Genomic DNA, 22,399 nt, shown 5'->3' with positions numbered 1-22,399 from the left:
GCCGCCTACTCAAACACACGCCCTCAATCGAACATCCCCAATCTGCAATCAAATGACAGAGGAAATCCCGCTCGACTTTTGGCAAGGTATCGAACAGTTTAACAGCCAAGAATTTTACGCTTGTCACGATACTTTCGAGGCTTTGTGGATGGAAGCAGGCGAGCCGGAAAAAAGGTTTTATCAGGGAATATTGCAAATTGCGGTAGCGCTTTATCACTTAGCAAATCAAAACTGGCGCGGTGCAGTAATCTTGCTGGGAGAAGGAATAAATCGGCTCAGTTATTATCAGCAGACTTATACCGGAATTTCGGTTGAAGACTTGCTCGGACAAAGTGCTGAACTTTTGAGCGCTTTGCAACAAGCCGGCCCGGAAGAAGTAGCTAATTTTGTACCCTTGTTCGCAGGTACAGAAGTTGCAGGCTTGCAATTGCCGCGAATTATCAAAGTACCAAAAAGTTAAATCAAGGTTAAATAAATGTTTGTATTGGGGTGTGCAGCAGATTTTGCCTCTATACAGAGGAGACCGGGCTTTGTTGGCGGCTCCACAAGCAGATTGATTTGCTCTGGAACGAGCATCTTGCCGGTTCCGTCAAGACAGTTCCAGCCACTGAGCAAAACAGCTAATTTTATTGGCTGTTGTCTTGCTAGGATAATTGATTGAGACTCTCGGGTCAATCAATTATCCTCACGAGAATCTTTCTGGCCGTTAAAATAAAATACCTAACTGATAAGCTGTCGTGCATCTAATCTCCATAGAGAAAAATGTAGATGCCGTGTCCGGCGACCTTTACTCAGTCTCAACAGGCAAGTTAAATGCTGCCGGTAGCTTAGTAGCTTATCTGTCAGTGTCAAAACTGGAGGTAATGCCGTTGAGCAATTTCACAAATTTTGAGGCTCCAAGCTTATGATGCCCTCCGCTAAACTACTCAATTCCGGAATATTCAAAGGATTATCGCTGCTGTTGCCCCTCACTCTGGCAGGCGCGATCGCCTCTCCCACCTACCCGCAAGCCGGGCCCCCGCGCACTCTCAGCGTGCGATCGGACATTCAAGAAGCCGACTCCAAAACCGGCATCGTGACAGCCCGCGGCAACGTCCAAATCAACTATCCAGCCCGCCAAATACAAGCAACTGCAGCTCAAGCTCAATATTTCAGCCGCGAGCGCCGGATCATTCTCAGCGGAGATGTTTACGTATTGCAGCAGGGCAACAGCCTGCGCGGCGAAACCATAACATACCTCATCGACGAAGGGCGGTTTATTGCCCTGCCAGACAACCCAGGACAGGTAGAATCTGTCTATCTGGTTCCCCCGGAACAAGATGCAGCAGCCCAAAATGCAGTTGGCTCGCCACGTCCCCCAGTAAATCCTCAGCCCGCTGTTAAACCGCCCGCAAGACCTCGAACAGCTCCCAGGTAAAAATAGCTGGTGGCAGCGAAATTTCGCATCAGTAAAAACATACTACTTGGGATAGATGCGAAATTTCGCCTTTAAATAATTAAGAAGGTGAAGATTGTAAAATATCAACTTCAGACTCGATCGCACAAAGCCGCAGTCGGAAATTTAGCTTGTAGAGGTTGCCGGGAGCGAAAATGAAAATTGTACTCGAAAATATCCACAAATCCTACGGAAAACGCAATGTAGTCAGTCGCGTCAACCTTTCGGTAGCCCAAGGAGAAATCGTAGGACTGCTCGGCCCCAACGGGGCAGGCAAAACCACAACGTTTTATATAGCAACCGGATTAGAAAAACCCAATCAAGGAACTGTTTGGCTCAACGATTTAAATATCACTAAATTGCCGATGCACCAGCGAGCGCATTTGGGAATAGGCTATCTCGCTCAAGAAGCAAGCATTTTCCGGAACATGAGCGTGCGCGACAACATTTTATTAGTCTTAGAACAAACTCAAGTGCCGCGTTGGGAATGGCGAGAGCGAGTCGATTTCCTATTGCAAGAATTTCGCTTAGAAAAAATAGCATCGAGTTTGGGAATTCAAATCTCTGGAGGAGAAAGGCGGCGGACTGAATTGGCCAGAGCATTAGCCGCAGGGCGAGACGGTCCGATCTTCCTATTTTTAGACGAACCGTTTGCAGGCGTCGATCCGATCGCCGTAGACGAAATTCAAACGATTATTGCCAAACTGCGCGATCGTAAAATCGGCATCCTCATCACCGATCACAACGTCCGAGAAACCCTCGAAATTACCGATCGAGCCTACATCATGCGAGACGGCCAAATTTTAGCCTCCGGGGCTGAAGAAGAACTCTACAGCAACCCTTTAGTGCGACAGTATTACTTAGGTGACAACTTCGTGCGATAGTCTTTTGAAGGCATTCCGCATTGCCATAATTTGAGATTTGAGATGTTAGATTGAGGAGCCAACTGCAAAAACCCCAAACTATGAAAATAGCAAGATCCAATTCTTTGAATCCCATCAACTGGCTGCCGAGAATTTCCGTAATGGACTGGTACATTACCAAAGAACTAATCGGCCCATTTTTATTTGGCGTCGGACTCTTTACATCCGTCGCCGTCACAGTTGGAGCCTTATTTGAATTAGTCCGCAGAGTAGCAGAATCCGGCCTCCCCTACGGTGCAGCCATAGAAATTTTTCTCCTGCAAATTCCCTACTTCGTAGTATTGGCTTTCCCCATGTCAATGCTGCTAGCAACCTTAATGGCCTACAGCCGAATGTCCAGCGACAGCGAACTCATCGCCCTCCGCAGTTGCGGAGTTAGCGTTTACCGATTGATACTGCCTGCTGTGATCATGAGTTTAATTGTTGCAGGATTCACTTTTGCTTTGCAAGAGTTAGTCGTACCCGCCGCCAGCTACAGAGCTACTCTGACTTTAGACAGAGCCCTGAAGCGAGAAAAACCGACATTTCAGGATAGAAATATTATCTACACAGAATTTCGCAAACCAGAGCAAGGCGGCGACGAAATCCTGGCCCGCTTTTTTTATGCAGAACAATTTGACGGCCAGCAAATGAAAGGTTTAACAATTATCGATCGCTCCACCCCAGGCCTCAATCAAATAGTTTCTTCAGAATCCGCTACTTGGAATCCCTCAGAAAATACCTGGGATTTTTTCAACGGAACCGCTTATATAGTAGCTCCTGATGGCTCTTACCGCAATATAGTTAGGTTTCAACACCAGCAATTGCAACTCCCCCGCACGCCCTTAGATTTAGCTGCGAGAGCGCGGGATTTTAAGGAAATGAACATTGCCCAAGCTTTAGAGCGTTTGGATATCCTTAAAAACAGTGGCGACGAACCGCAAATTCGAAAACTAAAGGTGCGAATTCAAGAAAAATATGCTTTTCCTTTCGTGTGCATGGTATTTGGTTTAGTGGGAGCAGCTTTGGGAACTCAACCCCGCCGCTCCGGCAGAGGAACGAGTTTTGGTATTAGCGTAGTTGTGATTTTTACTTACTACGTATTTTCTTTCATCACCAGTTCTATGGGCGTGAAAGCTGTTTTGACTCCGATTCTGTCGGCTTGGTTGCCGATCGCTTTTGGCTTGGGAATCGGGGGATTATTGTTGGTGCGGGCCGCCTCTAGGTAAGTTTTACCAATAAGATTGGGAATGCCTAATTGGGAACTTTTACACTCGCGTACCCGCAGTATTGGGAATTGCTCATATCGTTTTCGTTGCCGAATTTCCTTAATTTAAGGATTAGCAAAAGTATTGATCTCGCCGCCGCCAATGTAGCGTCCCGGAGGCAGCGAGCGGGGTGTAGCAAAAGGTTGAGGTTGAATGGGCTGCACGCCCTGATTTGTGTTTTGGGGAACAACTCCAAAGTTAGGCTGCTCCGGCGGTAAGTTAAGCTGACTCGGTTGAGATAGTTTAAATTCAGAATTCGCTGCATTGGGAGAGAATTGAGGGCTAATTATCTTGCTTCCCCCGAGAACACTCGTTCCAGGAGACTGTCCGACATTGGGAAGTAGAGGTACGGGCGAAGGTGTGGCTGCTGGAATTGCAGCAGGTTTAACTTCAGGTGCCAAGTCTGAGCCAGATAAATTAGTTTGGTAGGGATTTTTGGGCAAAGCCACGGTCGGAGGGCTGGCAGTAATTTCCGGGAGGCTGGGTACTCTGGAATTTAACCCGGAAAATGATTCAGGGACTGTAGCTGCCGGGTTTAATAATGGTTGAGATTCGTCGATGGCAGTATTTTTCGGAGCCGGAAGTGGGGGAAGTGCTGCGGGAACATTCACAGAATTTGCTCCAGCTTGAGCTGTAGCGGCTGTTGGAAGCAAATTTGCCGGATTTGATGCCGCCGGATCGGAAGCAGGTCGATCGATCAATGTATCCGATTTTCCTGTTTTCTCATCCGCAGCCGCCGTTGCCGAAGTGGTAGCAACGACGTATTTTTTCATAGCTGCTTGCAGCGGACTCAAAGGCAGAGAATTTTCGTTTTGTTTGCCTGAATTAGCACCGCTCGACGCCTGCGATATAGGTGCTGTATCTGTACCGCCAGAGTCAGGCTCGGTGGTTTTTATCCCGGAAATCAGTCCCCCACTGCCAGATAAACTCAAAGTTGATGTCGCGTTTGAACTTGGCAAACTAGAATTTTGCGGGTTATTGCTTGCAGTCCGGACAGCAGGATTTGCTAAATTTGGCAAGGGCAAAAATCTGCTGTTTGCTACCGGCTTGGGGGCTGAAGATGGCTGAGGAATTTCTAAGCCCCGAGTGCGAATTTCGTCGAATAAACCTTTGTTTTTGACTGCTGATGAATTTAACAAGCCGAACTCTGAATTAGAGCGATTGAACTGATTGACTAGCACCGGTAAGCTGTCGATTTCAGCCGCAATGGCGCTATCTTCAGCAGACAGCCCCGAGAGCGAAGCTGGATTGTTTGAGGCTGCTACTTCTTTGCCATCTATGCTCAACCTCTCTGGATTTACGGATACCTCCCAGATAAATAACCCCCCGGCACACAGCACGGCTAGCGGAGCCAAAACCGCTGGTTGCGTCCAGTGGCGCAACCGCGCTATTAGATAGCGGACAGATGTAGGGAATCGCTTAAAACTTGACATAGTTTTCCTTCCATCCGAGCGTGCGGACTTAAAACTATTTTTCCTAGTCTACCACATCAATCTTGATTATTTTTGCTGTCCCGGGGTCAATCGATTTTAGATTTTAGATTTTAGATTTTAGATTTGAGAATTGAAGCATTCACCCCACGAATAAATACGTTCGGCAAGTTTCATCGGATACAGGTTTTTTATTTCTGGACGGATGAATCCGGGGGCTTGTATCCTGGATGCTTTCGGTAAGGGCGATCGGACTATTGATTGAAAGTTGCGAAATATCTATGCAACAGGTGAAGCTCTATCAAGCAGGGGTAGAAATATGTGTTGCTTTTGTCAAATTAAGGGGCGTAAGATGATAAAATCTGACGGGCATCGGTGTTTAGCCTGCCGGACTTGTCAGCCGATCGACCTCCAAGCAAAATGTCAAGGCAAAATTGGCAATTGCTGAGAACAACACCCAAGAAAAGTTAAGAGAAAATACATGAAAAAAGTAGTAGAAGTATTAGCAAATCGGGAAGAACTAATAAATAGATCGCTGGGGATTGTCCTGTCGAAAATCCAAGCAGCCATAGCAGAACGCGGCCTTTGTACGATCGCCTTAGCGGGCGGAAGCACACCCGAACCGCTTTACAGAGCGCTCTGCGCCCAAGACCTGCCGTGGGACAAAATTCACGTTTTCTGGGGCGACGAACGCTACGTTCCGCCTGAACACCCAGACAGCAATCAAAGAATGGCGCGCCTCGCATGGCTCGATCGAGTCAACATCCCCGCCAGCAACGTCCACCCCATGCCCACAGGTGCGGGCGACCCCGCAGCCGACGCCTCGGCGCACCAAACCGAATTGCAGCAGTTCTTCAAAGTATCCGAGGGCGAGTTTCCTGCTTTCGACATCATTCTCTTGGGCATAGGGGATGACGCCCACACAGCCTCTCTATTTCCCGGCACAGCAGCCTTGCAAGTCCGCGACGCCCTAGTAACTGTAGGCAACAAAGACGGTCAACCCCGCATCACCTTTACAGTCCCCTTAATCAACCGCGCCCGGTGCGTTCTCTTCATGGTCGCAGGAGCGAGCAAACAACCTGCCCTAGCTCAAATTTTTGCCCCCGCCGCCGATGAAATGACCTATCCAGCCAGACTCGTTCAACCAGAGGGCGAACTTTGGTGGCTGCTCGATGCGGCTGCTGGCGAAGCAGTAAAATAGCAAATATATCCGCCCACTCCCAACACAGTCAGCAGTATCGCTAACTCAATCTTCCCCATCACCGCCAACCTCACGGCGTCAGCTCAGTTGCTAGTATTAGCGAAGCAATATAAGAATTGTGGCGGTTAAAGTTAAAATTTGACCATATACACGACTATTTTTATGAGGCTGATTTGAAAATCTGGCCGATAGCAAGGAGAAATCGATGATTGTCTGTCCCAATTGCAATCACCAGAACCCCGACGGGGCCAGCCAGTGTGAGGCTTGCTACACGCCTCTACCTGTTACCGCAAGTTGCTCGAACTGCGGTGCTGCTGTTCAGACAGATGCAGCATTTTGCGGTCAGTGCGGCTTTAACTTGCGCCAGGGTTCCATAGTTCCAGAAGTTGAGGTGACAGTACCGTCCCCCTCGCTTGTGGGCCCCACAGTGGTATCGTCACCTGTGCCGGATTTACCGCCCAGCGAACCCCTGATGGCAATGGAACCTCTAGTTAGCCTAAATAATGGGCCTAACTTGGAAAAAACTCCCGCCAGCATTCCTGCGATTCCAGAACCCCCGCCTTTGCCCTCGGTTCCTGTTACAACTGAATCAGTAGCAACACCAGTAAATACCTCTACCCCGGTTCCGGGCCCACAGCTAGGTGTAGCGAAAACTCAACTGCAACAGCAGTCGGCGCGCCTGCTGCACGTTCAGACAAATACGCCGATGGAATTGCCTCACAGTCTGTCTGTGGTTCACATAGGCAAGCCAAATGACTTAGTGCCGCCGGATATTGATGTTTCCGGATTTGCTAATTCTGAGATAGTTTCTCGGGTACACGCAAATCTCCGGGTGGAGGGAGATGCTTGCTACCTAGAAGATGTAGGCAGTTCCAACGGTACTTACGTCAACAATACTCCCCTGCCCAAGGGAAACCGGCACCGGTTGCGACCGGGAGACCGCATCTCACTGGGCAAAGGAGACCTGGTTACGTTTTTATTTCAAATCTCTTAGATCGAGTTTGGATTGGGCGATCGAAAGTCTAAAATCTAAAATCGCATCTTGAGCCGCTCTACCAAAACTCAATGCTGCCAATGTGATTAAGCTGACCTTGCTACATCCACTCCAGTCTATACCCGTCCGCAGTTGGATCTTTGAAGACGAGCAGGTCGTCCGGATCGGGCGATCGACCGAAAACCACGTCGTTCTTTTTAGCGCTGTGGTTTCTCGTCGCCACATCGAATTGCGACGCAGCGGCATAACTTGGGAACTGATCAATTTAGGTACCAACGGCACTTACCTCGATGGTAAGCCGATCGCTAAGGTTCCGGTGGTGGACGGTCTGATCGTTCACTTGGCTAGATCGGGCCCGAAAATTCAAATCAACGTCGGCCCGAATCAGTCCTCAGTGCAGTTAGGACTTCTTAGCGTCAAGCCAAGGGATGCTAAGGAAATTCACGCTCCCTCGGGCAGCGCACACACTAGCACGATTCCTGTTCCCGACCACAAAGAAGTTGGCACTTCCAGGGAAGAGGACGAGTTAACGGAGGCAGATAACAATCGCCATTATTCGGAAGAAGAATATTAAATCGGCCTCTTTGGACGATCGAAATTTTTCACGGTCGCGGCACTCAGGAGTTTATTTATGAGTACATCACAACACATTGTTCGGCGCAGCGAACTGCTCAACCGTCGCACGATCGACCGCAGAACGGCGGAAGAGGTCGGCAGGGTAGATCGGCTTTGGCTCGACGCTCACTCCCAGCGGGCGATCGGCTTTACTTGCAAGTCGGGACTTTTGGGCAGCAAAAAAACTTGGTTCGCTTGGGCGCAAGTTGATACGGTGGGCGAAAATGTTTTTGTCAGCATTAACCCGGAACTGCCGGAATTGCATCAGCCGGAACAAGCTGTTTGTCCGATCGGGCTTGAGGTGCTCACGGACGCTGGGAATAAGGCAGGTACGGTAGTTGACTACCTATTTGATGTCCGGACTGGTACCGTGATCCACTACTTGTTTAAATCGAGCGGCTGGCGCGGCGTTTTAGACGGGATTTACTTGCTACCTGTGGCCGCTATTTCGACCATCGGCAGCAAGCGGGCGATCGTCTCTGAAGCTGCGGTATCGGAGCCAGTTCAGTACGCGGAGGGATTGCACAAAAAAGTCGGTCTGGTAGCAGAGTTTTTACACGAAGATTTCGACAAAACTCTCAAAAATGTGGCAGGCGTGAAGCGGGGCGCTCAAAGTCTGGCGGAAAAATTCCAAGATAAAGCCCAAGAAGTCAGGGATGTAGCTCAAGAAAAAGTTGCAGAGTTGAAGCGGCAAAGGCATGAATCTGCCTCGCCCAAACCTGCGCCGGAGCCGCCCGAGTCGGATTTGAGCTGAAGTTTGACCTTCCCGATCGCCCTGCGACTAATTGCCGATCGCATTTTGGTGGCTGCGCGCCCGAGGAAGGTCGATCATCTGTATTTTCGGTTTGAGAGATTGAGGCGTTCAGGCTCAAAATTCCAGTGCTGCTCAAAGCATTGTATTTTAGAGGTATCGCATCCAAAACGAAAATGCTAGCAACTCAAAAAGACCGATGCTGTTTGATACCACCCACAAGTATTTTATCTAGAGACCCCAGCATTAATAATTGCTTAACTCCTGTCTCCACGAACAGCGATTCCCCGATTGTTGACTGTGACTGTCGCCCGCTCGATAACTCAAATCAGCGGTGCAACAAGCGCTTGTCTGAGTTGAATTCTCTGGTTGAGCAGGGAAAATTTGGTTATTGGGCCGATCGAATTGAGCGCCTCGCCCACCGGCGCCATAACTCCATCCCAGACCCCATTAATCAAGAGGTTCCCACCGCTGTCAATCACTGCCAAGTTCACCAGATTAATACCATCGTGTTTGGTTGTTACCGAGGACTGAAAAAATTTGCGGCGGTGCCAAAAACTAACGCTCAAAAGTTTGTTCAGATGCCTCATCAAGCAGCCACAAGTTCTACCTTTACCGCACAGCGAGGGAATAGCGGCGCACGGACAACATTAAGAATCAAATTTTTTGCGCTTTTATGCGCCAGAATCTATCTGGAAGCATCCCCGTTTCTGTCTGGCGGTGGAGTGTCAAAACATCAGTGATTACTTTAACTCTGCTACATCCTATCCAGTCTGTCCCGGTTCAAAGTTGGTGTTTTGAATCAGAATCTGTGGTTCGGATCGGTCGATCGAACGACAATGATGTAATTATTTACAGCGCTGTTGTTTCCCGCCACCACGTAGAGCTGTGGAATCACGCTTCTGGCTGGAAAATTATTAATTTTGGTGCTAACGGCACTTATGTCGATGATAGACCGATCGCTCAGGTGTCAGTAGCCGACGGAATGACAATTCGCTTGGGCAATTCCGGGCCAAAAATCCGGATTCGGGTGGGCGCGACGAATGTGGAACCTGGAAAAAAAACGAGGGTACCACAGCGTGAACTCCCCGGCCACAAGGACGCAGTTTCAAAAGACAGGTCAACAGCTTGGTCTCGGGGTGTGGGAATCATCGAAGACGATGAATACGGAGGGCTCACTCAAATCGATCTTGACTGACCGGTCGCTATCTATGCCTGCCAGCTAAATCAAACACATTTCAGGGTGCACAATTTGAGGGTCTAACTAATTATCTGGACAATTCCGCTGATTTTTGGCCAAATATGCCTATAAATTAATGAACAGCTTCTATAGATAGGACATCACCCTTCTACAGATAAAATTTGGGGGATATCGCTCGATATTATCCCTGTTTCGCTGCTTGCCCACCGGCGGTAATCTAAGAGCAACTGGTGCATCAACCGCTGTTTTACGCTTAGGAGTACGCTCTTGAGTAAACCGTTGCCCGTTGCTTCTAAAATTGGTTTGGGCGTCAACCAAAACGGTGGCGGTAACTCTACTTCCACTTCCAAATCCGCTTTTCCCTTCAAGTACGTTACCCTGCTGCTTTTTTGCTGCACGCAAAGCTGTCCTTTGAGATTGAGAGCGAAGCGATCGTTGATATAACCCACGCCGCGAATTTCGCAGGCGACGGACTCCAAATTGATTGTGCCGTCCGGCTGCGCCCACACCCTCATGTCTACCGTGGGTTGAATGCTCAGCATCATAAATTGTAACGACCGCATTTTCAGGCGGAAACAGTCATCGCTTAGCTGCTCTGTGCGACTTCGATCGACGAGGGCGTTCACCAGTCGCCTCGGCTGGCGCAGATAATGTTGAATGGGAACCCGTTCCTCTGGTACGGCGAGCTCAACGGATTGGGAAGCATTAAAGCGGGTATACATGAGAAAATATCAAAGTATAGGATTCCTAAGCATATCTTAATAAAGTATCACCCTTTTTAAGGTGACATCAGTCGCGCACGCTTGTCGCGCACCCAGCAATGTCATCCGAGAAATCACGGATAAAAGCTTTCGGGACATCGCTAATTTTTCATCATACTTGCTAGCTGATGAGAGTAAAGCAAACTTTTGTAACCTAAAATTGCCTCTAAATGAAAATTTCGTTAGCGAAACCCTCGAAGAGGATCGCACATCTCGGCCCTGTCGGTACAAATGCAGAAACAGCGGCTCTAGCTTATGTCAATTGGTTGAGCCTGGAAACTAACTTGGAATGCACCCTGTGTCCTTATTCCACCATTTCTCAAGCGCTAGAGGCATCTGCCGTAGGGCAGGTTGACTATTCAGTTGTGCCAGTCGAAAATTCGATCGAAGGCAGCGTGACTGTCACCTTAGATACACTGTGGCGGCTCGATCGACTCCGCATTCAACACGCCTTAGTTTTGCCAATTTCCCACGCGCTGGTGTCTAATGCGAAAAATTTTAACGAGATTCAAAAAGTTTACTCTCACCCGCAAGCCCTAGCTCAGTGTCAATTATGGTTAGCGGAGTTTATTCCCTCAGCTCAATTGATTCCGGCGAATTCTACCACCGAAGCATTGCAATATCTGGAAGATAGAAATGTAGCAGCCATTTCTTCACCAAGAGCCGCTGAACTTTACCATTTGCCAGTTTTAGCTCAACCCATTAATGATTATCCCGATAATTACACGCGATTTTGGGTACTCAGCACGAGTGTTGGAGAAATCGCCAACGTAGAACCAGCAGATATCTCATCCATTAAATCCATCGCAAAACCTGGCCCTAAATTGATCCTCGATGCTTCACCGTCTAATTGCACCCATACCTCACTAGCTTTTAGCGTACCTGCCAATATGCCGGGAGCGCTGGTAAAACCTTTGCAAGTATTTGCCAGTCGCGGTATTAATTTAAGTCGGATTGAATCTAGACCCACTAAAAGATCGCTCGGAGAATATATTTTCTTTATCGACGTTGAGGCTAACGCCTGCGAAGCATTTGTTCGCTCGGCACTCGAAGAGTTAAAAAATCACACAGAAACTTTAAAAATCTTTGGCTGCTACAGTGTACTGTCAGTAATATAATTTTTATTACTGACAGTAATAAGATTTTCCCTAAAACTTAGGAGGCTGGCGAGATGAATGCTGATGAACTTCTCAAGAGATATGCAGCCGGAGAAAGAAATTTTCATGAAACCAACTTGAAAGAGGCTTCTTTGCGAGAAGCTTTCCTCATTCATATTAATCTAGCCTGCGCGAATCTCAAAGAAATAAATTTTTCTTTGGCAAACTTAAGGGGGGCAACCTTAATAGCTGCCAAGCTCAAGAATGCTTGCCTGGTGATGACAAACCTCAATGGGGCTAACCTGAGCCGAGCCGATCTAACTTTCGCCAGATTAACAGGAGCTGACCTGATTGAAGCAAACTTGGAAACAGCCAACTTGAGCGACACCAAAATGATTGGTGTTAATTTGAGCGGAGCCTGCTTGTACGCCGCCAACTTGATGGAAGCTAACCTCATAGATGCTTGCTTGAACAATACAAACCTCGAAAAAGCCAATCTAAGCGAGGCTAAACTGCGGGGAGCGAGTCTGATCGATGCCAACTTGAGAGGCGCTTTTTTGTGTGAAAGTAACCTTGAGGGCGCAGATTTGAGAGGAGCTGACTTGAGGGGTGCTAATTTGAGCGGGGCATTTTTGTGCGGCGCTAATCTCGAAGGAGCTAAGCGTGATAAGAAAACAATTTTCAGTGGGACAATACATTTTTGTGTCAGACAAGTTTGAGCTCGCGCAATATATAACCGCAGAATCAGACAACTAAGGACTAAAAAATATACTATTGACTTCGCTGAAAGTGAAGTCTATTTGCTGCTGTACCTTAGCAAAATGAAGCTGCATCTTGAGGATCTCTTTCTTGGAATTAGCTTGAGCAATCTTACTTTCCAAAGTCAGCAAGTTGCGGTTGAGAGTTTCTACTCGCACAGTTTGCTCGTCTAAGTCAATTTTTAGTTCTGACACCCGATCTAATTGAATCTGCTTGCGAACCAAGGCGAGGCTAACTAAATTTTCATCCTCTTTCTCCAGATCTAGCAAAGCTCGCTGCTGCCACTGATTGACTTGAGATTCAGCTTGATTGTACAGCCACTGAATCCGCAGTTGGGCGGAAATCGCGCTGCCAACAGCCTGACGCAGTTCTTTGAGAGGTTCCTGAATTTCTAAGATTAACAGTTCCCAAAGATTCATCAGTTCGCTGGTAAATTCTTCCCGTTCTACAGAGGCTACCAGTGCTTCTAACAGCAACAAATTGGGTTGTATCTGCTGCATAATTGTCTCAAATATTAACTGTGCTTCGGACAACTCCCGATCGTGATTTTTTTGTGAGACTGCACCGGATGAGCGATCTAATATTTTTTGAGTGCTGTATACATCCGCTTCTGAATCTGAACTTGAAGCTACAAAAGCCTGTAATTTTTCGCGGGCGATCGAATTCAGCCTTTGTCGAAGCAAATCGCAGGCCGCCCGCTGGACTGGCCCTGTTTCGCTTTGACAAATCTTGATAACTATTTTTAAGCCTGCATCGCCGTAATTCAATGTCTCTGTCAGGGCGGCTATGCGATGTTCGCTGACTGAACTAGACAGCCGGTGTTTGACTCCTGCTAGTCCGCCGAGCACTGCACCGCCGACAGGAGGTGGCAGTTGACCGCCTCTAACTGCATCGTATGGTTTCGGTTGGTCGTGATTTTCTAACACAACAAGCAATTTCTGCTATAAAGAACCTGTCCGAACCTGTGTGAAGTTAAGGATTAAACAGCTAGCAGTTCCAAAAAATCATGGAACTGTCAGCCCGCGATCCGAACCCTTAGTTCATCAATCATTCCCAATCGAAAATCGAAAATCGAAAATAGTGTGATTTGTACTTAATTATTGCTTCCAGGCAGGCAAAACTCATTGTGCTTTTTTCCTGCGTAAATTGGCTACTTGAGCGTATCTTTAAGTACAGTCCTCGCTGCCAAGTGATTGCGAGTAGAAGTCAAAATTTCGGTTTCGCGTTCCAATCTCGCAGCAGTATCTTGCAACTCTAAAAGAGTTTGCTGTTCAGTCGCTGCGCCGTAAAGGTAGCTGGCTACCCAGTAGGACAATTCGGTGGGCAAACTGGGAATATCTTCCGGCAGGTCGATCGGCTGATCCATCAATTTGCTGGAGAGACGAACTACATCTCTCAGCAGTTGTTCGACATCTTTTCCCAAAGGTCTGAGGTCTTGTTGCGGCGGTGCGTCTTCGATCCATTCTACTAGACCGACTAAATACGGTTTTTCCCGAACTGCGTCGAGGACTCGGAACCGCTGCTGGCCGAGAGTCATAATTTTCATGCGATCGTCGGGAAGGCGCTGGCAGTGAATCACTTCGGCGCAACAGCCAACAGCAGAGACTTTGTTTTGGTTGGGGTCCCACATGAGTACGCCGAAACGCCGATCGCCCTCCAGAATCGTATTCATCATGATTCGATAGCGAAACTCAAAGATTTGCAGCGGCAGCGGTCTACCTGGAAATAGAACCACTTCCGGCAACGGAAATAAGGGGAGTTCGCGAACTGCTACAGAGGAAGAGGATGCCATTGTCGCTCAAAAGTGACGGTACTTGCGCTTATTTTTCTTACTTTAACTGATTACAGGCAATTCCGGGGCAGGAGGGATCGGGCTTTTGCGCTGGCAACGGGATCGACGGCTCGCTATCTCCCGTGGTGGCTGCTTGACAAAGGCGTTGTTTCGTCAAAATGTTAAATATACCTTTTTGCTGAACTAAGTGATACTGAAGGCGATGACACCGACTGCTAAAGGATGGTTTTTGTAGCGATCGCGCCTTATTAATTAAGAATAATTATTTCAATTATTTAAGTTCGTGCTGCAGCAGAAATTATTGCTGATTATTTAAGTAATAACTAATATCTAATAACTAATGACAGGGGAAATTTCACCAAAAAGAAGGAACTATTTATTTAATCTTTGTTCCTTCTTTTCGACGAGTTTTCGATGAGTGAATCTACAGCTTGACTTCGATATCTACGCCGGCGGGCAAATCCAGTTTCATCAAAGCGTCAATTGTTTTGGCCGATGGCTGGTGAATGTCGATGATGCGGCGGTGGGTGCGGGTTTCAAAGTGTTCGCGAGAATCTTTGTCTACGTGGGGCGATCGCAGCAAGCAGTAAATCCGCCGTTTGGTGGGCAAAGGAATCGGGCCGATCGCTGTGGCTGCTGTCCGATTTGCTGTATCTACAATCTTTTCGCATGATGCGTCTAAAATCCGGCGATCGAAAGCTTTGAGGCGAATGCGAATTTTTTGCTGTTGAATTGTTGCCATTTTTGTTTCTTGAATTTTCTAGGTTCAGTTTGTTGTTTGTTGCCTGCGGTCTGTTGTCTTTTTGCAGTTGTTTTTGGGCTAACTGCTAACTGCATAACTATGAGTAATAACTAATCACTAAATAGCAGAAAAGCCTGATTGAATTTGGCGGCTTTTCTGCTATTTAAGCTGTTATCGGAGTCCTACTTGAGGATTTTGGAAACAACGCCGGCGCCGACGGTGCGTCCGCCTTCGCGAATAGCGAAGCGCATTCCTTGTTCGATCGCGATCGGGTGGATCAGTTCAACAGTCATTTTGATCCGGTCGCCGGGCATCACCATTTCTGCTTCACTACCGTCATCAGCGGTGAATTGTGCGATCGTGCCGGTCACGTCAGTGGTACGGACGTAGAATTGAGGGCGGTAGCCAGAGAAAAAGGGCGTGTGCCGGCCGCCTTCTTCCTTCTTGAGGATGTACACTTCAGATTCAAACTGAGTGTGAGGCATGATGCTTTTCGGCTTGGCAATCACCATTCCGCGTTCAATATCCGTCTTTAAAATCCCCCGCAGCAGTAGACCCACGTTGTCGCCGGCAATGCCTTCTTCCAGAGACTTGGTGAACATTTCCACACCAGTCACCGTAGTGCTGCGAGTGTCCTTAAGACCCACCAATTCCACATTTTCGCCGACTTTAATTGTGCCGCGCTCAATCCGACCAGTAGCAACAGTACCCCGACCAGTAATCGAGAATACGTCTTCTACAGCCATCAAGAAAGGCTTGTCAACTTCGCGTTCTGGAGTGGGGATGTAAGAATCTACTTCTTCCATCAGCTTGTAAATTTTGTCAACCCAGGGATTTTCGCCCTTCTGGATTTTGGGGTTAGCAATCATAGCTTCGAGAGCTTGCAATCCAGAACCTGTCACAATGGGGATGTCATCGCCTGGAAAATCGTAAGAGCTCAGGAGTTCGCGGACTTCGAGTTCCACCAGTTCCATTAGTTCTGGGTCGTCTACCATGTCTTCTTTGTTTAAGAACACAACCAAGCTGGGAACGCCAACTTGCTTAGCTAGCAGGATGTGTTCGCGAGTTTGAGGCATGGGACCGTCTGCCGCTGACACTACTAGGATGCCGCCGTCCATTTGAGCAGCACCGGTGATCATGTTTTTCACGTAGTCAGCGTGTCCGGGGCAATCTACGTGGGCATAGTGCCGAGTTGTGGTTTCGTACTCCACGTGAGCAGTATTAATCGTAATACCCCGTGCTTTTTCTTCAGGCGCGGCGTCGATTTCGTCGTACTTCTTAGCCTTTGCTTGACCTAGTGCAGAGAGAGTCATCGTAATCGCGGCGGTCAAAGTTGTTTTGCCGTGGTCAACGTGACCGATCGTGCCGATGTTTACGTGGGGTTTAGTCCGTTCAAATTTTGCGCGTGCCATTCTCGATTTGTTCCTTGTTTCTTTTAGCGATTTTAGATTTTAACATTTTAGATTTTAGACTTTGGATTTCATCCAAAATCCAAAATCTAAAATTCAAAATCGTTAGTTACCTTTGTTCTTAGCGATGATGGCTTCAGCCACATTTCGCGGCACTTCTTCGTAATGGCTGAATTCCATTGTGAAGATGCCTCGACCTTGGGTTTTCGAGCGGATGTCAGTAGCGTAGCCAAACATTTCTGCTAGTGGAACTTTTACAGAAACTTTGGCAATTCCCTGATCTGTCTCTTGGCCCTCAATCTGACCCCGACGCGAGTTGAGGTCGCCGATGATGTTCCCGATGTAATCTTCGGGAACTTCCACCTCTACTTTCATCATAGGCTCTAGCAGCACGGGCGAAGCCTTCATCACGGCTTCTTTGATCGCCATTGAGCCGGCGATCTTAAATGCCATTTCCGAAGAGTCTACGTCGTGGAAAGACCCGTCTACCATAGTAGCTTTGAGGTCTATCACGGGATATCCTGCTACAATACCCGATTCGCAGGCTTCTTTCATCCCTTGTTCTGCCGGGCCGATGTACTCTTTGGGTACAGTGCCGCCGACAATTTTGGAGACAAATTCAAAGCCGGTTCCCACTTCTGCTGGTTCTAGTTCGATCACGACGTGACCGTACTGACCTTTACCCCCGCTTTGGCGGATAAATTTACCTTCGGCGCGGACGGCTTTGCGAATGGTTTCGCGGTAGGCTACTTGCGGCTGACCCACGTTGGCTTCTACTTTGAATTCCCGCAGCATCCTGTCTACCAGGATTTCCAGGTGCAGTTCGCCCATGCCGGCGATGACTGTCTGGTTGGTTTCTGGGTCAACGTTGACTCGGAAGGTGGGGTCTTCTTCCGAGAGGGACTGGAGGGCTTTGGAGAGCTTCTCCATGTCTTGTTTGGTTTTGGGTTCGACAGCCACCGAGATGACTGGCTCTGGAATAAACAGAGATTCCAGAATCACGGGCGCTCCTTCTTCGCAGAGGGTGTCGCCGGTGAAGGTGTCTTTCAAACCCAAGGCTGCTCCCAAGTCTCCGGCGCGCAGTTCCTCAACTTCTATCCGATCGTCGGCTTTGAGGACAATTAGGCGAGACACCCGCTCTTTTTTGTCTTTGGTGGAGTTGAGGACGTAGGTGCCTTTTTTGAGGATACCCGAGTAGACCCTAATGAAGGTCAGGCGGCCGTAGGGGTCAGCCATGATTTTGAATGCCAGGGCTGACAGGGGCGCGCTGTCGTCTGCAAATCGTTCTGCGGTGTCGCCGTTGGGCAGGAGTCCTTGAATTGGGGGCACTTCCAAGGGCGACGGCAGGTAGTCGATGACTGCATCCAACAACAACTGAACGCCTTTGTTTTTGAAGGCAGAACCGCACAACATGGGGACGATCGTGCCAGAAATGGCACCAGTCCGCAAAGCTGCTCGAATTTCTGCTTCTGTGAACTCTTCGCCTTCGAGGTATTTCTCGGTGAGGGCGTCGTTGGTTTCTGCTATCGACTCGATCAGCTTGGTGCGGTATTCTGCTGCTAGCTCTTGTACTTCATCGGGGATTTCTACTTCCTCGATGTCGGTTCCCATGTCGTTGTTGTAGATATAGGCTTTCATTTGCACTAAGTCTACAATTCCCCGGAAATTTTCTTCGCTGCCGATCGGGATTTGGATGGGTACGGCATTCGCTCTCATGCGATCGCGAATTTGGCCGTAGACTTTGTAGAAGTTTGCGCCCATCCGATCCATTTTGTTGACGAACACGATCCTCGGCACTTTGTACCTATCGGCTTGTCGCCAAACTGTTTCGGATTGCGGCTGCACTCCCCCTACCGAGCAGAACACTGCGATCACTCCGTCGAGCACTCGCATCGAGCGTTCAACTTCGATCGTGAAGTCTACGTGTCCGGGAGTGTCGATGATGTTGATTTTGTAATCTTTCCAACTGGTGGTGATAGCAGCGGCAGTAATCGTAATTCCCCGCTCCCGCTCTTGCTCCATCCAGTCAGTGACTGCTGTTCCCTCGTGCACTTCACCCATTTTGTGAACCATGCCTGAATAGAACAGAATTCTTTCAGTTGTTGTTGTTTTGCCCGCGTCTATGTGGGCTGCGATGCCGATGTTGCGAGTTTTCTCTAGCGGGACGGTACGTGCCACAGCTACCTCCTTAATCTTGTGTTGCTGTTATAATACTATTATACTACACAGTAACCCTACTTTGCACTCCCCAGCGACTTACAAAAGTCTCTGGAGCTTATTGTTACATTTTAATATTTTTTGCAAAGTTTGTTTACAAAAATATTAAGGATGCGACATAGAGGATTCAGAGAGTCCGTGAATTTTGAGTGAATTTTGATTTTGGGAGTTTTGAGTTTGCTTCACGAATCGCAACTGCGCCAAGAGAAGCAATCTCAACACTCAAAACTTACACTTTCCAATTTCTCACCCGATGCTTCTATACCGCACGATCGCGCTCTTCTCCATGCCCGATTTGGCTGTTAGTACCGGTAGTGAGCAAAAGCCTTGTTAGCTTCGGCCATGCGGTGTGTTTCTTCGCGCTTGCGAATAGCACTGCCTGTTTCGTTAGCTGCATCCATCAGTTCGTTGGCTAGCTTGGCGGCCATTGAGCGGCCGGTGCGGGCGCGGGCAAATCTGATCAGCCAGCGGAGGGCGAGGGTGGTACCGCGATCGGAACGCACTTCCATCGGCACTTGGTAGGTTGCGCCACCTACCCGGCGGGCTTTGACTTCGACCAGGGGTGTAGCGTTTTTGACTGCTTTTTCAAACAAGTCTAACGGTTCAGCCCCTGTCCGTTCTTGGATAGTTTTGAGGGCGTCGTAGACGATGCTGGAGGCAACGGATTTTTTGCCGTGCTGCATGATCCGTCTCACCATCATGCTTACCAACCGGCTGTTGTAGGTTGGATCTGGTGGAACTGGACGTTTTTGAATAACTGTGCGGCGAGACATAGTTCTATTTGGGATTTTTGATTTTGAATGATTGAGTTTGGGGTTTTGGGATCGGATCTCGATCTATGACGGTCGAGCGTACTATTGAGCGGCGCGATCGAATTTATTTTTGCTTCCCAACTCCGACGATCGGGCGAGATCCGTGTTATTTTTTCTCTTTAGGACGCTTGGCCCCGTATTTGGAACGACCCTGCTTGCGGTCTTTCACCCCAGCGGTGTCTAATGTACCGCGAATGATGTGGTATCTAACTCCGGGCAAATCTTTTACCCGACCGCCCCGGATCATGACTACCGAGTGTTCTTGCAGGTTGTGACCGATCCCTGGGATGTAGGCGGTGACTTCAAAACCAGAGGTCAGCCTTACCCGAGCCACCTTCCGCAGCGCCGAGTTGGGTTTTTTCGGGGTGGTCGTGTACACTCTGGTGCAAACTCCGCGGCGCTGGGGGCAACTCTTGAGAGCTGGCGATTTGGTTTTTTTCTGCGTTTGTTCCCGTGCTGAACGGATGAGTTGCTGAATAGTGGGCATGAGTTACGGCATTTCTAGCTTTTTGCTGAATATAAAGTGATTTGGCTGCATCCGCACTGAAAGTCCCTTCCCCTCTGGGGGGACGGGATGAATGATAATTATGGGTAAGTGAGGATACCAGACTCTATATTGTACACGACGGGAGTTTCTTTGGCAAGAAATTTACACGCCGGGCGCTCAAACTTCCTTCGTTGCTGCAAGTTGTCCGGGGGCGAGCACAACGGGCGAATGGTATGTGAAATCCTATAGTTTAGGCATAACTATGATGATTGTCAGAGTCCTTAGCAAAACATACGGCGATCGAAAGAGCGCGATATTTCGAGCAAATTGCCTTTGTTTGGAGACGCCCATTCACTCCAGCCGGCGATCGCATCACAGTCTCTAGCCGATCGACATCACATAAAGTTATCTAAAATTGCCCGAGAATAAGAAATATACATTAAGTTGACGGCAGATGACAACCAAAGCTTATATTTCTGAATATGGAATTTCCGAACTTTACTTGAATATTTGGAAATCAGGTAAGATCGATCGGACTGTGTTACACCAAATTCAAAACGCAATTAATTCTCAGAGTTTAAAAAGTTCAGACGATCGAAAAATTGTCAGCAGGCTGCTCTATGCAGTGCGGCGGGGATGGGTGTCAGTGATGGACTGAGTTGGTTGGGAGTTTTGAGTGCTGGCGGTAGATTGCTTCGTGACTTCCCAGGCGTAGCGTCAATGAGTTTTGAGATTGCCGCAGACATCTCACCACCCACACAGAGTGCATGAGTTGTCAGCTAAAATCTCATCCATAAAATTAGAGGACTCCCAAATAGCTTCACCGTTCTTGAAAAGCAATATTAAGGTAAAAGGACTGGGTATGTTTAATTCTACAGAACTGCTGATCGAGGCTTTCATCGCACAACTTCAGAACGGGTACAGCCGCACTTACGGAGGGTACAAATCAGACTACGCTGACATTATTGCCTGGGTGGGCGCAATGGCATTAGAAAACATTGCCAACAGCGACGCTCTTTATCACAATGTAGAACACGCCATTTGCATTACCTTAGTCGGTCAAGAAATCTTGCGGGGAAAACACATTCGCAAGGGCGGAGTCTCCTGCGAAGATTGGCTGCACTACATCATTTCTCTGCTGTGCCAAGACATCGGATATGTCAAAGGAGTTTGCCGGCAAGACAAAGCATCGGAAGGATTGTATGCTACGGGAAAAGATGGCATGAGAATTGCACTTGCTCCCGGTGCAACAGCGGCCAGCCTAGCTCCTTACCGAGTTGACAGAGCAAAACTGTTCATTGACGAGCGCTTCGGCAACCACAAGCTAATTAATTCTGAGATCATTAAGCATAACATAGAACAGACTCGTTTCTCGGTGCTCGACGGTAAGACTGACGAGAATGCAGTTAATTACTTTAGTTTAGTTCGCGGTGCTGACTTGATAGGTCAGCTTAGCAACCCTCAATATTTGCAGAAAATTGGCGCGCTGTTTTACGAGTTGGAAGAAAGCGGTGCTACTAAAGTTTTGGGCTATCGACATCCGGGCGACTTGCTGCAAAGCTACTCTAAGTTTTACTGGACTGGCATTTATCCTCACATTAGCGAATCTCTAGATTACTTGCAATTGACGCAGGAAGGCAAACAGATTGTTGCTAGTTTGTATGCTAATGTATTTCGGATGGAACACCAACGTTGCGATTCTGAGGTTGCTTGACGGAAAGAGGAGGGAAAGGCAGCAAGTTTGGAATGCGTGAGATTGCTTTCCTAATAATTGCTTAGTTAACATTCCTGGCAACCCTATTAAGGGAACGGAAAGACGGCGAGTTTGGAATGCGTGAGATTGCTTTCCCGACAATCACTTTGCTAAAGCATTCCTTGCAACGCTATGGCGGTACCTGAGTTTAAAGAATTACCAATTACCAATTACCAATTCCTCATTACCGCAGTGTATTTCATCCAACTCAACTAATTTTGTCCTCAATTTCTGAATGATATCTCGGACACAACCAATTGCTCGGCACCAAAGAAGGCCATCCCTCCCGCAGCGCTTCCAAACAAACAGCTCGCACAGTTAATTGACAGTCAAGCAGTTCGACACCAGCTTTTTCTACTTGCTTTTTGCCAATTCTTAAAATTGATTCATCGCTAAATTCAAAAGTTTTGTGACACTGAATGCAAACCAGATGGTGGTGGTGGTGCAATTCCGGCAAATTCAGTTCATAATGTTTGTGCCCTTCTGCTAATTCTAGTTCACGTAAAATCCCTATCCTTGCTAATAAATGCAGCGTTCTGTAGACTGTAGACAAGCCTATTCTTTCTCCTTGATTCTGCAACGTCTTGTATAATTCTTCCGCACTTAAATGATGACCTTGCCCCAGATTTTGAAAGACACTCAAAATAGTTTCTCGCTGGGGAGTCAGGCGGCAGCCTCTCTGATTGAGTTCGACTTTGAGTGAGTTTGCGCTGTATAAATTCATATTCGTGACGAAATAAAAAAGAAGTAAGAAAGATTTCGTGAAGAAAGAA

24 protein-coding genes are annotated in these 22,399 nt (G+C 48.0%); 14 read left to right on the top strand and 10 right to left on the bottom strand.

Translation table 11 applies throughout. The features are described from left to right. The first annotated feature begins 52 nt into the window (after positions 1 to 52). From QUA80_RS03420 to QUA80_RS03405, 4 genes are all read left to right on the top strand, one after another. Positions 53 to 460: a DUF309 domain-containing protein gene (locus QUA80_RS03420; RefSeq protein WP_333421416.1), complete on the top strand. Its 408-nt coding sequence runs from the start codon at positions 53 to 55 to the stop codon at positions 458 to 460. A 444-nt stretch (positions 461 to 904) separates the two neighbouring features. Then, the gene (locus QUA80_RS03415; RefSeq protein ID WP_333421414.1) at positions 905 to 1,417 is read left to right on the top strand and encodes an LptA/OstA family protein; all 513 of its coding nucleotides are present in this window, start codon (positions 905 to 907) and stop codon (positions 1,415 to 1,417) included. 173 nt (positions 1,418 to 1,590) lie between these two features. Continuing rightward, entirely contained in the window at positions 1,591 to 2,319 is a 729-nt protein-coding gene (gene lptB, locus QUA80_RS03410; RefSeq protein WP_333421412.1) for an LPS export ABC transporter ATP-binding protein, read from the top strand. Positions 2,320 to 2,399: 80 nt separating this feature from the next. Next, entirely contained in the window at positions 2,400 to 3,566 is a 1,167-nt protein-coding gene (locus QUA80_RS03405; RefSeq protein ID WP_333421410.1) for an LptF/LptG family permease, read from the top strand. A 104-nt stretch (positions 3,567 to 3,670) separates the two neighbouring features. On the opposite strand, the gene QUA80_RS03400 is transcribed toward QUA80_RS03405, so the two are convergent. Then, positions 3,671 to 5,038 (bottom strand): hypothetical protein, encoded by a 1,368-nt coding sequence (locus QUA80_RS03400; RefSeq protein ID WP_333421408.1) that lies wholly within the window; start codon positions 5,036 to 5,038, stop codon positions 3,671 to 3,673. A gap of 478 nt (positions 5,039 to 5,516) precedes the next feature. Here QUA80_RS03400 and pgl point away from each other — a divergent pair, with 478 nt between their 5' ends. The 6 genes from pgl (at position 5,517) to QUA80_RS03370 (ending at position 9,794) form a co-directional block, all read left to right on the top strand. Continuing rightward, positions 5,517 to 6,236: a 6-phosphogluconolactonase gene (pgl, locus tag QUA80_RS03395; RefSeq protein ID WP_333421406.1), complete on the top strand. Its 720-nt coding sequence runs from the start codon at positions 5,517 to 5,519 to the stop codon at positions 6,234 to 6,236. A gap of 205 nt (positions 6,237 to 6,441) precedes the next feature. Then, entirely contained in the window at positions 6,442 to 7,230 is a 789-nt protein-coding gene (locus QUA80_RS03390; RefSeq protein WP_333421404.1) for an FHA domain-containing protein, read from the top strand. A gap of 82 nt (positions 7,231 to 7,312) precedes the next feature. Beyond that, positions 7,313 to 7,804: an FHA domain-containing protein gene (locus QUA80_RS03385; RefSeq protein WP_333421402.1), complete on the top strand. Its 492-nt coding sequence runs from the start codon at positions 7,313 to 7,315 to the stop codon at positions 7,802 to 7,804. Positions 7,805 to 7,861: 57 nt separating this feature from the next. Further along, positions 7,862 to 8,599 (top strand): PRC-barrel domain-containing protein, encoded by a 738-nt coding sequence (locus tag QUA80_RS03380; RefSeq protein ID WP_333421400.1) that lies wholly within the window; start codon positions 7,862 to 7,864, stop codon positions 8,597 to 8,599. Between the two features lie 173 nt (positions 8,600 to 8,772). Beyond that, positions 8,773 to 9,339 carry a hypothetical protein gene (locus tag QUA80_RS03375; RefSeq protein ID WP_333421398.1) on the top strand — a complete coding sequence of 189 codons (567 nt, stop codon included), beginning with the start codon at positions 8,773 to 8,775 and terminating at the stop codon, positions 9,337 to 9,339. After that, positions 9,336 to 9,794: an FHA domain-containing protein gene (locus QUA80_RS03370; protein WP_333421396.1), complete on the top strand. Its 459-nt coding sequence runs from the start codon at positions 9,336 to 9,338 to the stop codon at positions 9,792 to 9,794. Before QUA80_RS03375 ends, QUA80_RS03370 begins: the two co-directional genes overlap by 4 nt. Before the next feature lie 143 nt (positions 9,795 to 9,937). On the opposite strand, the gene QUA80_RS03365 is transcribed toward QUA80_RS03370, so the two are convergent. Continuing rightward, positions 9,938 to 10,519, bottom strand: a complete 582-nt coding sequence (locus QUA80_RS03365) for a DUF1997 domain-containing protein (RefSeq protein ID WP_333421394.1) — start codon at positions 10,517 to 10,519, stop codon at positions 9,938 to 9,940. A 209-nt stretch (positions 10,520 to 10,728) separates the two neighbouring features. Here QUA80_RS03365 and pheA point away from each other — a divergent pair, with 209 nt between their 5' ends. Further along, the gene (pheA, locus tag QUA80_RS03360; RefSeq protein ID WP_333421392.1) at positions 10,729 to 11,676 is read left to right on the top strand and encodes a prephenate dehydratase; all 948 of its coding nucleotides are present in this window, start codon (positions 10,729 to 10,731) and stop codon (positions 11,674 to 11,676) included. 53 nt (positions 11,677 to 11,729) lie between these two features. Then, positions 11,730 to 12,374, top strand: a complete 645-nt coding sequence (locus tag QUA80_RS03355) for a pentapeptide repeat-containing protein (protein WP_333421389.1) — start codon at positions 11,730 to 11,732, stop codon at positions 12,372 to 12,374. A 33-nt stretch (positions 12,375 to 12,407) separates the two neighbouring features. Here QUA80_RS03355 and QUA80_RS03350 read toward each other — a convergent pair whose 3' ends face one another. The 7 genes from QUA80_RS03350 to rpsL all read right to left on the bottom strand — a co-directional run bounded on the left by QUA80_RS03350 (position 12,408) and on the right by rpsL (position 19,873). Then, a complete protein-coding gene (locus QUA80_RS03350) occupies positions 12,408 to 13,340 on the bottom strand; it encodes a PspA/IM30 family protein (protein ID WP_333421387.1) in 933 nt (310 codons plus the stop codon). Positions 13,341 to 13,564: 224 nt separating this feature from the next. Continuing rightward, positions 13,565 to 14,206 (bottom strand): LON peptidase substrate-binding domain-containing protein, encoded by a 642-nt coding sequence (locus QUA80_RS03345; protein ID WP_015174045.1) that lies wholly within the window; start codon positions 14,204 to 14,206, stop codon positions 13,565 to 13,567. A gap of 424 nt (positions 14,207 to 14,630) precedes the next feature. Next, positions 14,631 to 14,948, bottom strand: coding sequence for a 30S ribosomal protein S10 (gene rpsJ, locus QUA80_RS03340; RefSeq protein WP_006632193.1), 318 nt, complete (start codon positions 14,946 to 14,948; stop codon positions 14,631 to 14,633). A gap of 182 nt (positions 14,949 to 15,130) precedes the next feature. Continuing rightward, complete coding sequence (tuf, locus tag QUA80_RS03335) at positions 15,131 to 16,360, bottom strand: elongation factor Tu (RefSeq protein WP_333421385.1); 1,230 nt, start codon at positions 16,358 to 16,360, stop codon at positions 15,131 to 15,133. Positions 16,361 to 16,462: 102 nt separating this feature from the next. After that, positions 16,463 to 18,535 (bottom strand): elongation factor G, encoded by a 2,073-nt coding sequence (gene fusA, locus QUA80_RS03330; protein WP_333421383.1) that lies wholly within the window; start codon positions 18,533 to 18,535, stop codon positions 16,463 to 16,465. Positions 18,536 to 18,876: 341 nt separating this feature from the next. Further along, on the bottom strand, positions 18,877 to 19,347 hold the full coding sequence (rpsG, locus tag QUA80_RS03325) for a 30S ribosomal protein S7 (RefSeq protein ID WP_006632196.1): 471 nt from the start codon (positions 19,345 to 19,347) through the stop codon (positions 18,877 to 18,879). Between the two features lie 145 nt (positions 19,348 to 19,492). Beyond that, positions 19,493 to 19,873, bottom strand: coding sequence for a 30S ribosomal protein S12 (gene rpsL, locus QUA80_RS03320; protein ID WP_006632197.1), 381 nt, complete (start codon positions 19,871 to 19,873; stop codon positions 19,493 to 19,495). A gap of 454 nt (positions 19,874 to 20,327) precedes the next feature. Here rpsL and QUA80_RS03315 point away from each other — a divergent pair, with 454 nt between their 5' ends. Further along, positions 20,328 to 20,531: a hypothetical protein gene (locus tag QUA80_RS03315; RefSeq protein ID WP_333421382.1), complete on the top strand. Its 204-nt coding sequence runs from the start codon at positions 20,328 to 20,330 to the stop codon at positions 20,529 to 20,531. 204 nt (positions 20,532 to 20,735) lie between these two features. Continuing rightward, complete coding sequence (locus tag QUA80_RS03310; RefSeq protein WP_333421380.1) at positions 20,736 to 21,587, top strand: Npun_R2479 family HD domain-containing metalloprotein; 852 nt, start codon at positions 20,736 to 20,738, stop codon at positions 21,585 to 21,587. 247 nt (positions 21,588 to 21,834) lie between these two features. On the opposite strand, the gene QUA80_RS03305 is transcribed toward QUA80_RS03310, so the two are convergent. Then, entirely contained in the window at positions 21,835 to 22,350 is a 516-nt protein-coding gene (locus QUA80_RS03305; protein WP_333421378.1) for a transcriptional repressor, read from the bottom strand. Positions 22,351 to 22,399: the final 49 nt, after the last annotated feature.

It is taken from the genome of Microcoleus sp. F4-D5 (assembly GCF_036704885.1).
Lineage (GTDB): Bacteria > Cyanobacteriota > Cyanobacteriia > Cyanobacteriales > Microcoleaceae > Microcoleus.
Note: the sequence above shows the minus strand (reverse complement) of the source record. Positions and strands in the feature narration are given on the sequence as shown.

What these genes read in the sequence shown, in the direction of transcription:
- QUA80_RS03420 (WP_333421416.1), top strand. Translation starts at nt 53, where the DNA reads ATGACAGAGGAAATCCCGCTCGACTTTTGGCAAGGTATCGAACAGTTT.
- QUA80_RS03415 (WP_333421414.1), top strand. Translation starts at nt 905, where the DNA reads ATGATGCCCTCCGCTAAACTACTCAATTCCGGAATATTCAAAGGATTA.
- lptB (WP_333421412.1), top strand. Translation starts at nt 1,591, where the DNA reads ATGAAAATTGTACTCGAAAATATCCACAAATCCTACGGAAAACGCAAT.
- QUA80_RS03405 (WP_333421410.1), top strand. Translation starts at nt 2,400, where the DNA reads ATGAAAATAGCAAGATCCAATTCTTTGAATCCCATCAACTGGCTGCCG.
- QUA80_RS03400 (WP_333421408.1), bottom strand. Translation starts at nt 5,038, where the DNA reads ATGTCAAGTTTTAAGCGATTCCCTACATCTGTCCGCTATCTAATAGCG.
- pgl (WP_333421406.1), top strand. Translation starts at nt 5,517, where the DNA reads ATGAAAAAAGTAGTAGAAGTATTAGCAAATCGGGAAGAACTAATAAAT.
- QUA80_RS03390 (WP_333421404.1), top strand. Translation starts at nt 6,442, where the DNA reads ATGATTGTCTGTCCCAATTGCAATCACCAGAACCCCGACGGGGCCAGC.
- QUA80_RS03380 (WP_333421400.1), top strand. Translation starts at nt 7,862, where the DNA reads ATGAGTACATCACAACACATTGTTCGGCGCAGCGAACTGCTCAACCGT.
- QUA80_RS03375 (WP_333421398.1), top strand. Translation starts at nt 8,773, where the DNA reads ATGCTAGCAACTCAAAAAGACCGATGCTGTTTGATACCACCCACAAGT.
- QUA80_RS03365 (WP_333421394.1), bottom strand. Translation starts at nt 10,519, where the DNA reads ATGTATACCCGCTTTAATGCTTCCCAATCCGTTGAGCTCGCCGTACCA.
- pheA (WP_333421392.1), top strand. Translation starts at nt 10,729, where the DNA reads ATGAAAATTTCGTTAGCGAAACCCTCGAAGAGGATCGCACATCTCGGC.
- QUA80_RS03355 (WP_333421389.1), top strand. Translation starts at nt 11,730, where the DNA reads ATGAATGCTGATGAACTTCTCAAGAGATATGCAGCCGGAGAAAGAAAT.
- QUA80_RS03345 (WP_015174045.1), bottom strand. Translation starts at nt 14,206, where the DNA reads ATGGCATCCTCTTCCTCTGTAGCAGTTCGCGAACTCCCCTTATTTCCG.
- rpsJ (WP_006632193.1), bottom strand. Translation starts at nt 14,948, where the DNA reads ATGGCAACAATTCAACAGCAAAAAATTCGCATTCGCCTCAAAGCTTTC.
- tuf (WP_333421385.1), bottom strand. Translation starts at nt 16,360, where the DNA reads ATGGCACGCGCAAAATTTGAACGGACTAAACCCCACGTAAACATCGGC.
- rpsG (WP_006632196.1), bottom strand. Translation starts at nt 19,347, where the DNA reads ATGTCTCGCCGCACAGTTATTCAAAAACGTCCAGTTCCACCAGATCCA.
- rpsL (WP_006632197.1), bottom strand. Translation starts at nt 19,873, where the DNA reads ATGCCCACTATTCAGCAACTCATCCGTTCAGCACGGGAACAAACGCAG.
- QUA80_RS03315 (WP_333421382.1), top strand. Translation starts at nt 20,328, where the DNA reads ATGACAACCAAAGCTTATATTTCTGAATATGGAATTTCCGAACTTTAC.
- QUA80_RS03310 (WP_333421380.1), top strand. Translation starts at nt 20,736, where the DNA reads ATGTTTAATTCTACAGAACTGCTGATCGAGGCTTTCATCGCACAACTT.
- QUA80_RS03305 (WP_333421378.1), bottom strand. Translation starts at nt 22,350, where the DNA reads ATGAATTTATACAGCGCAAACTCACTCAAAGTCGAACTCAATCAGAGA.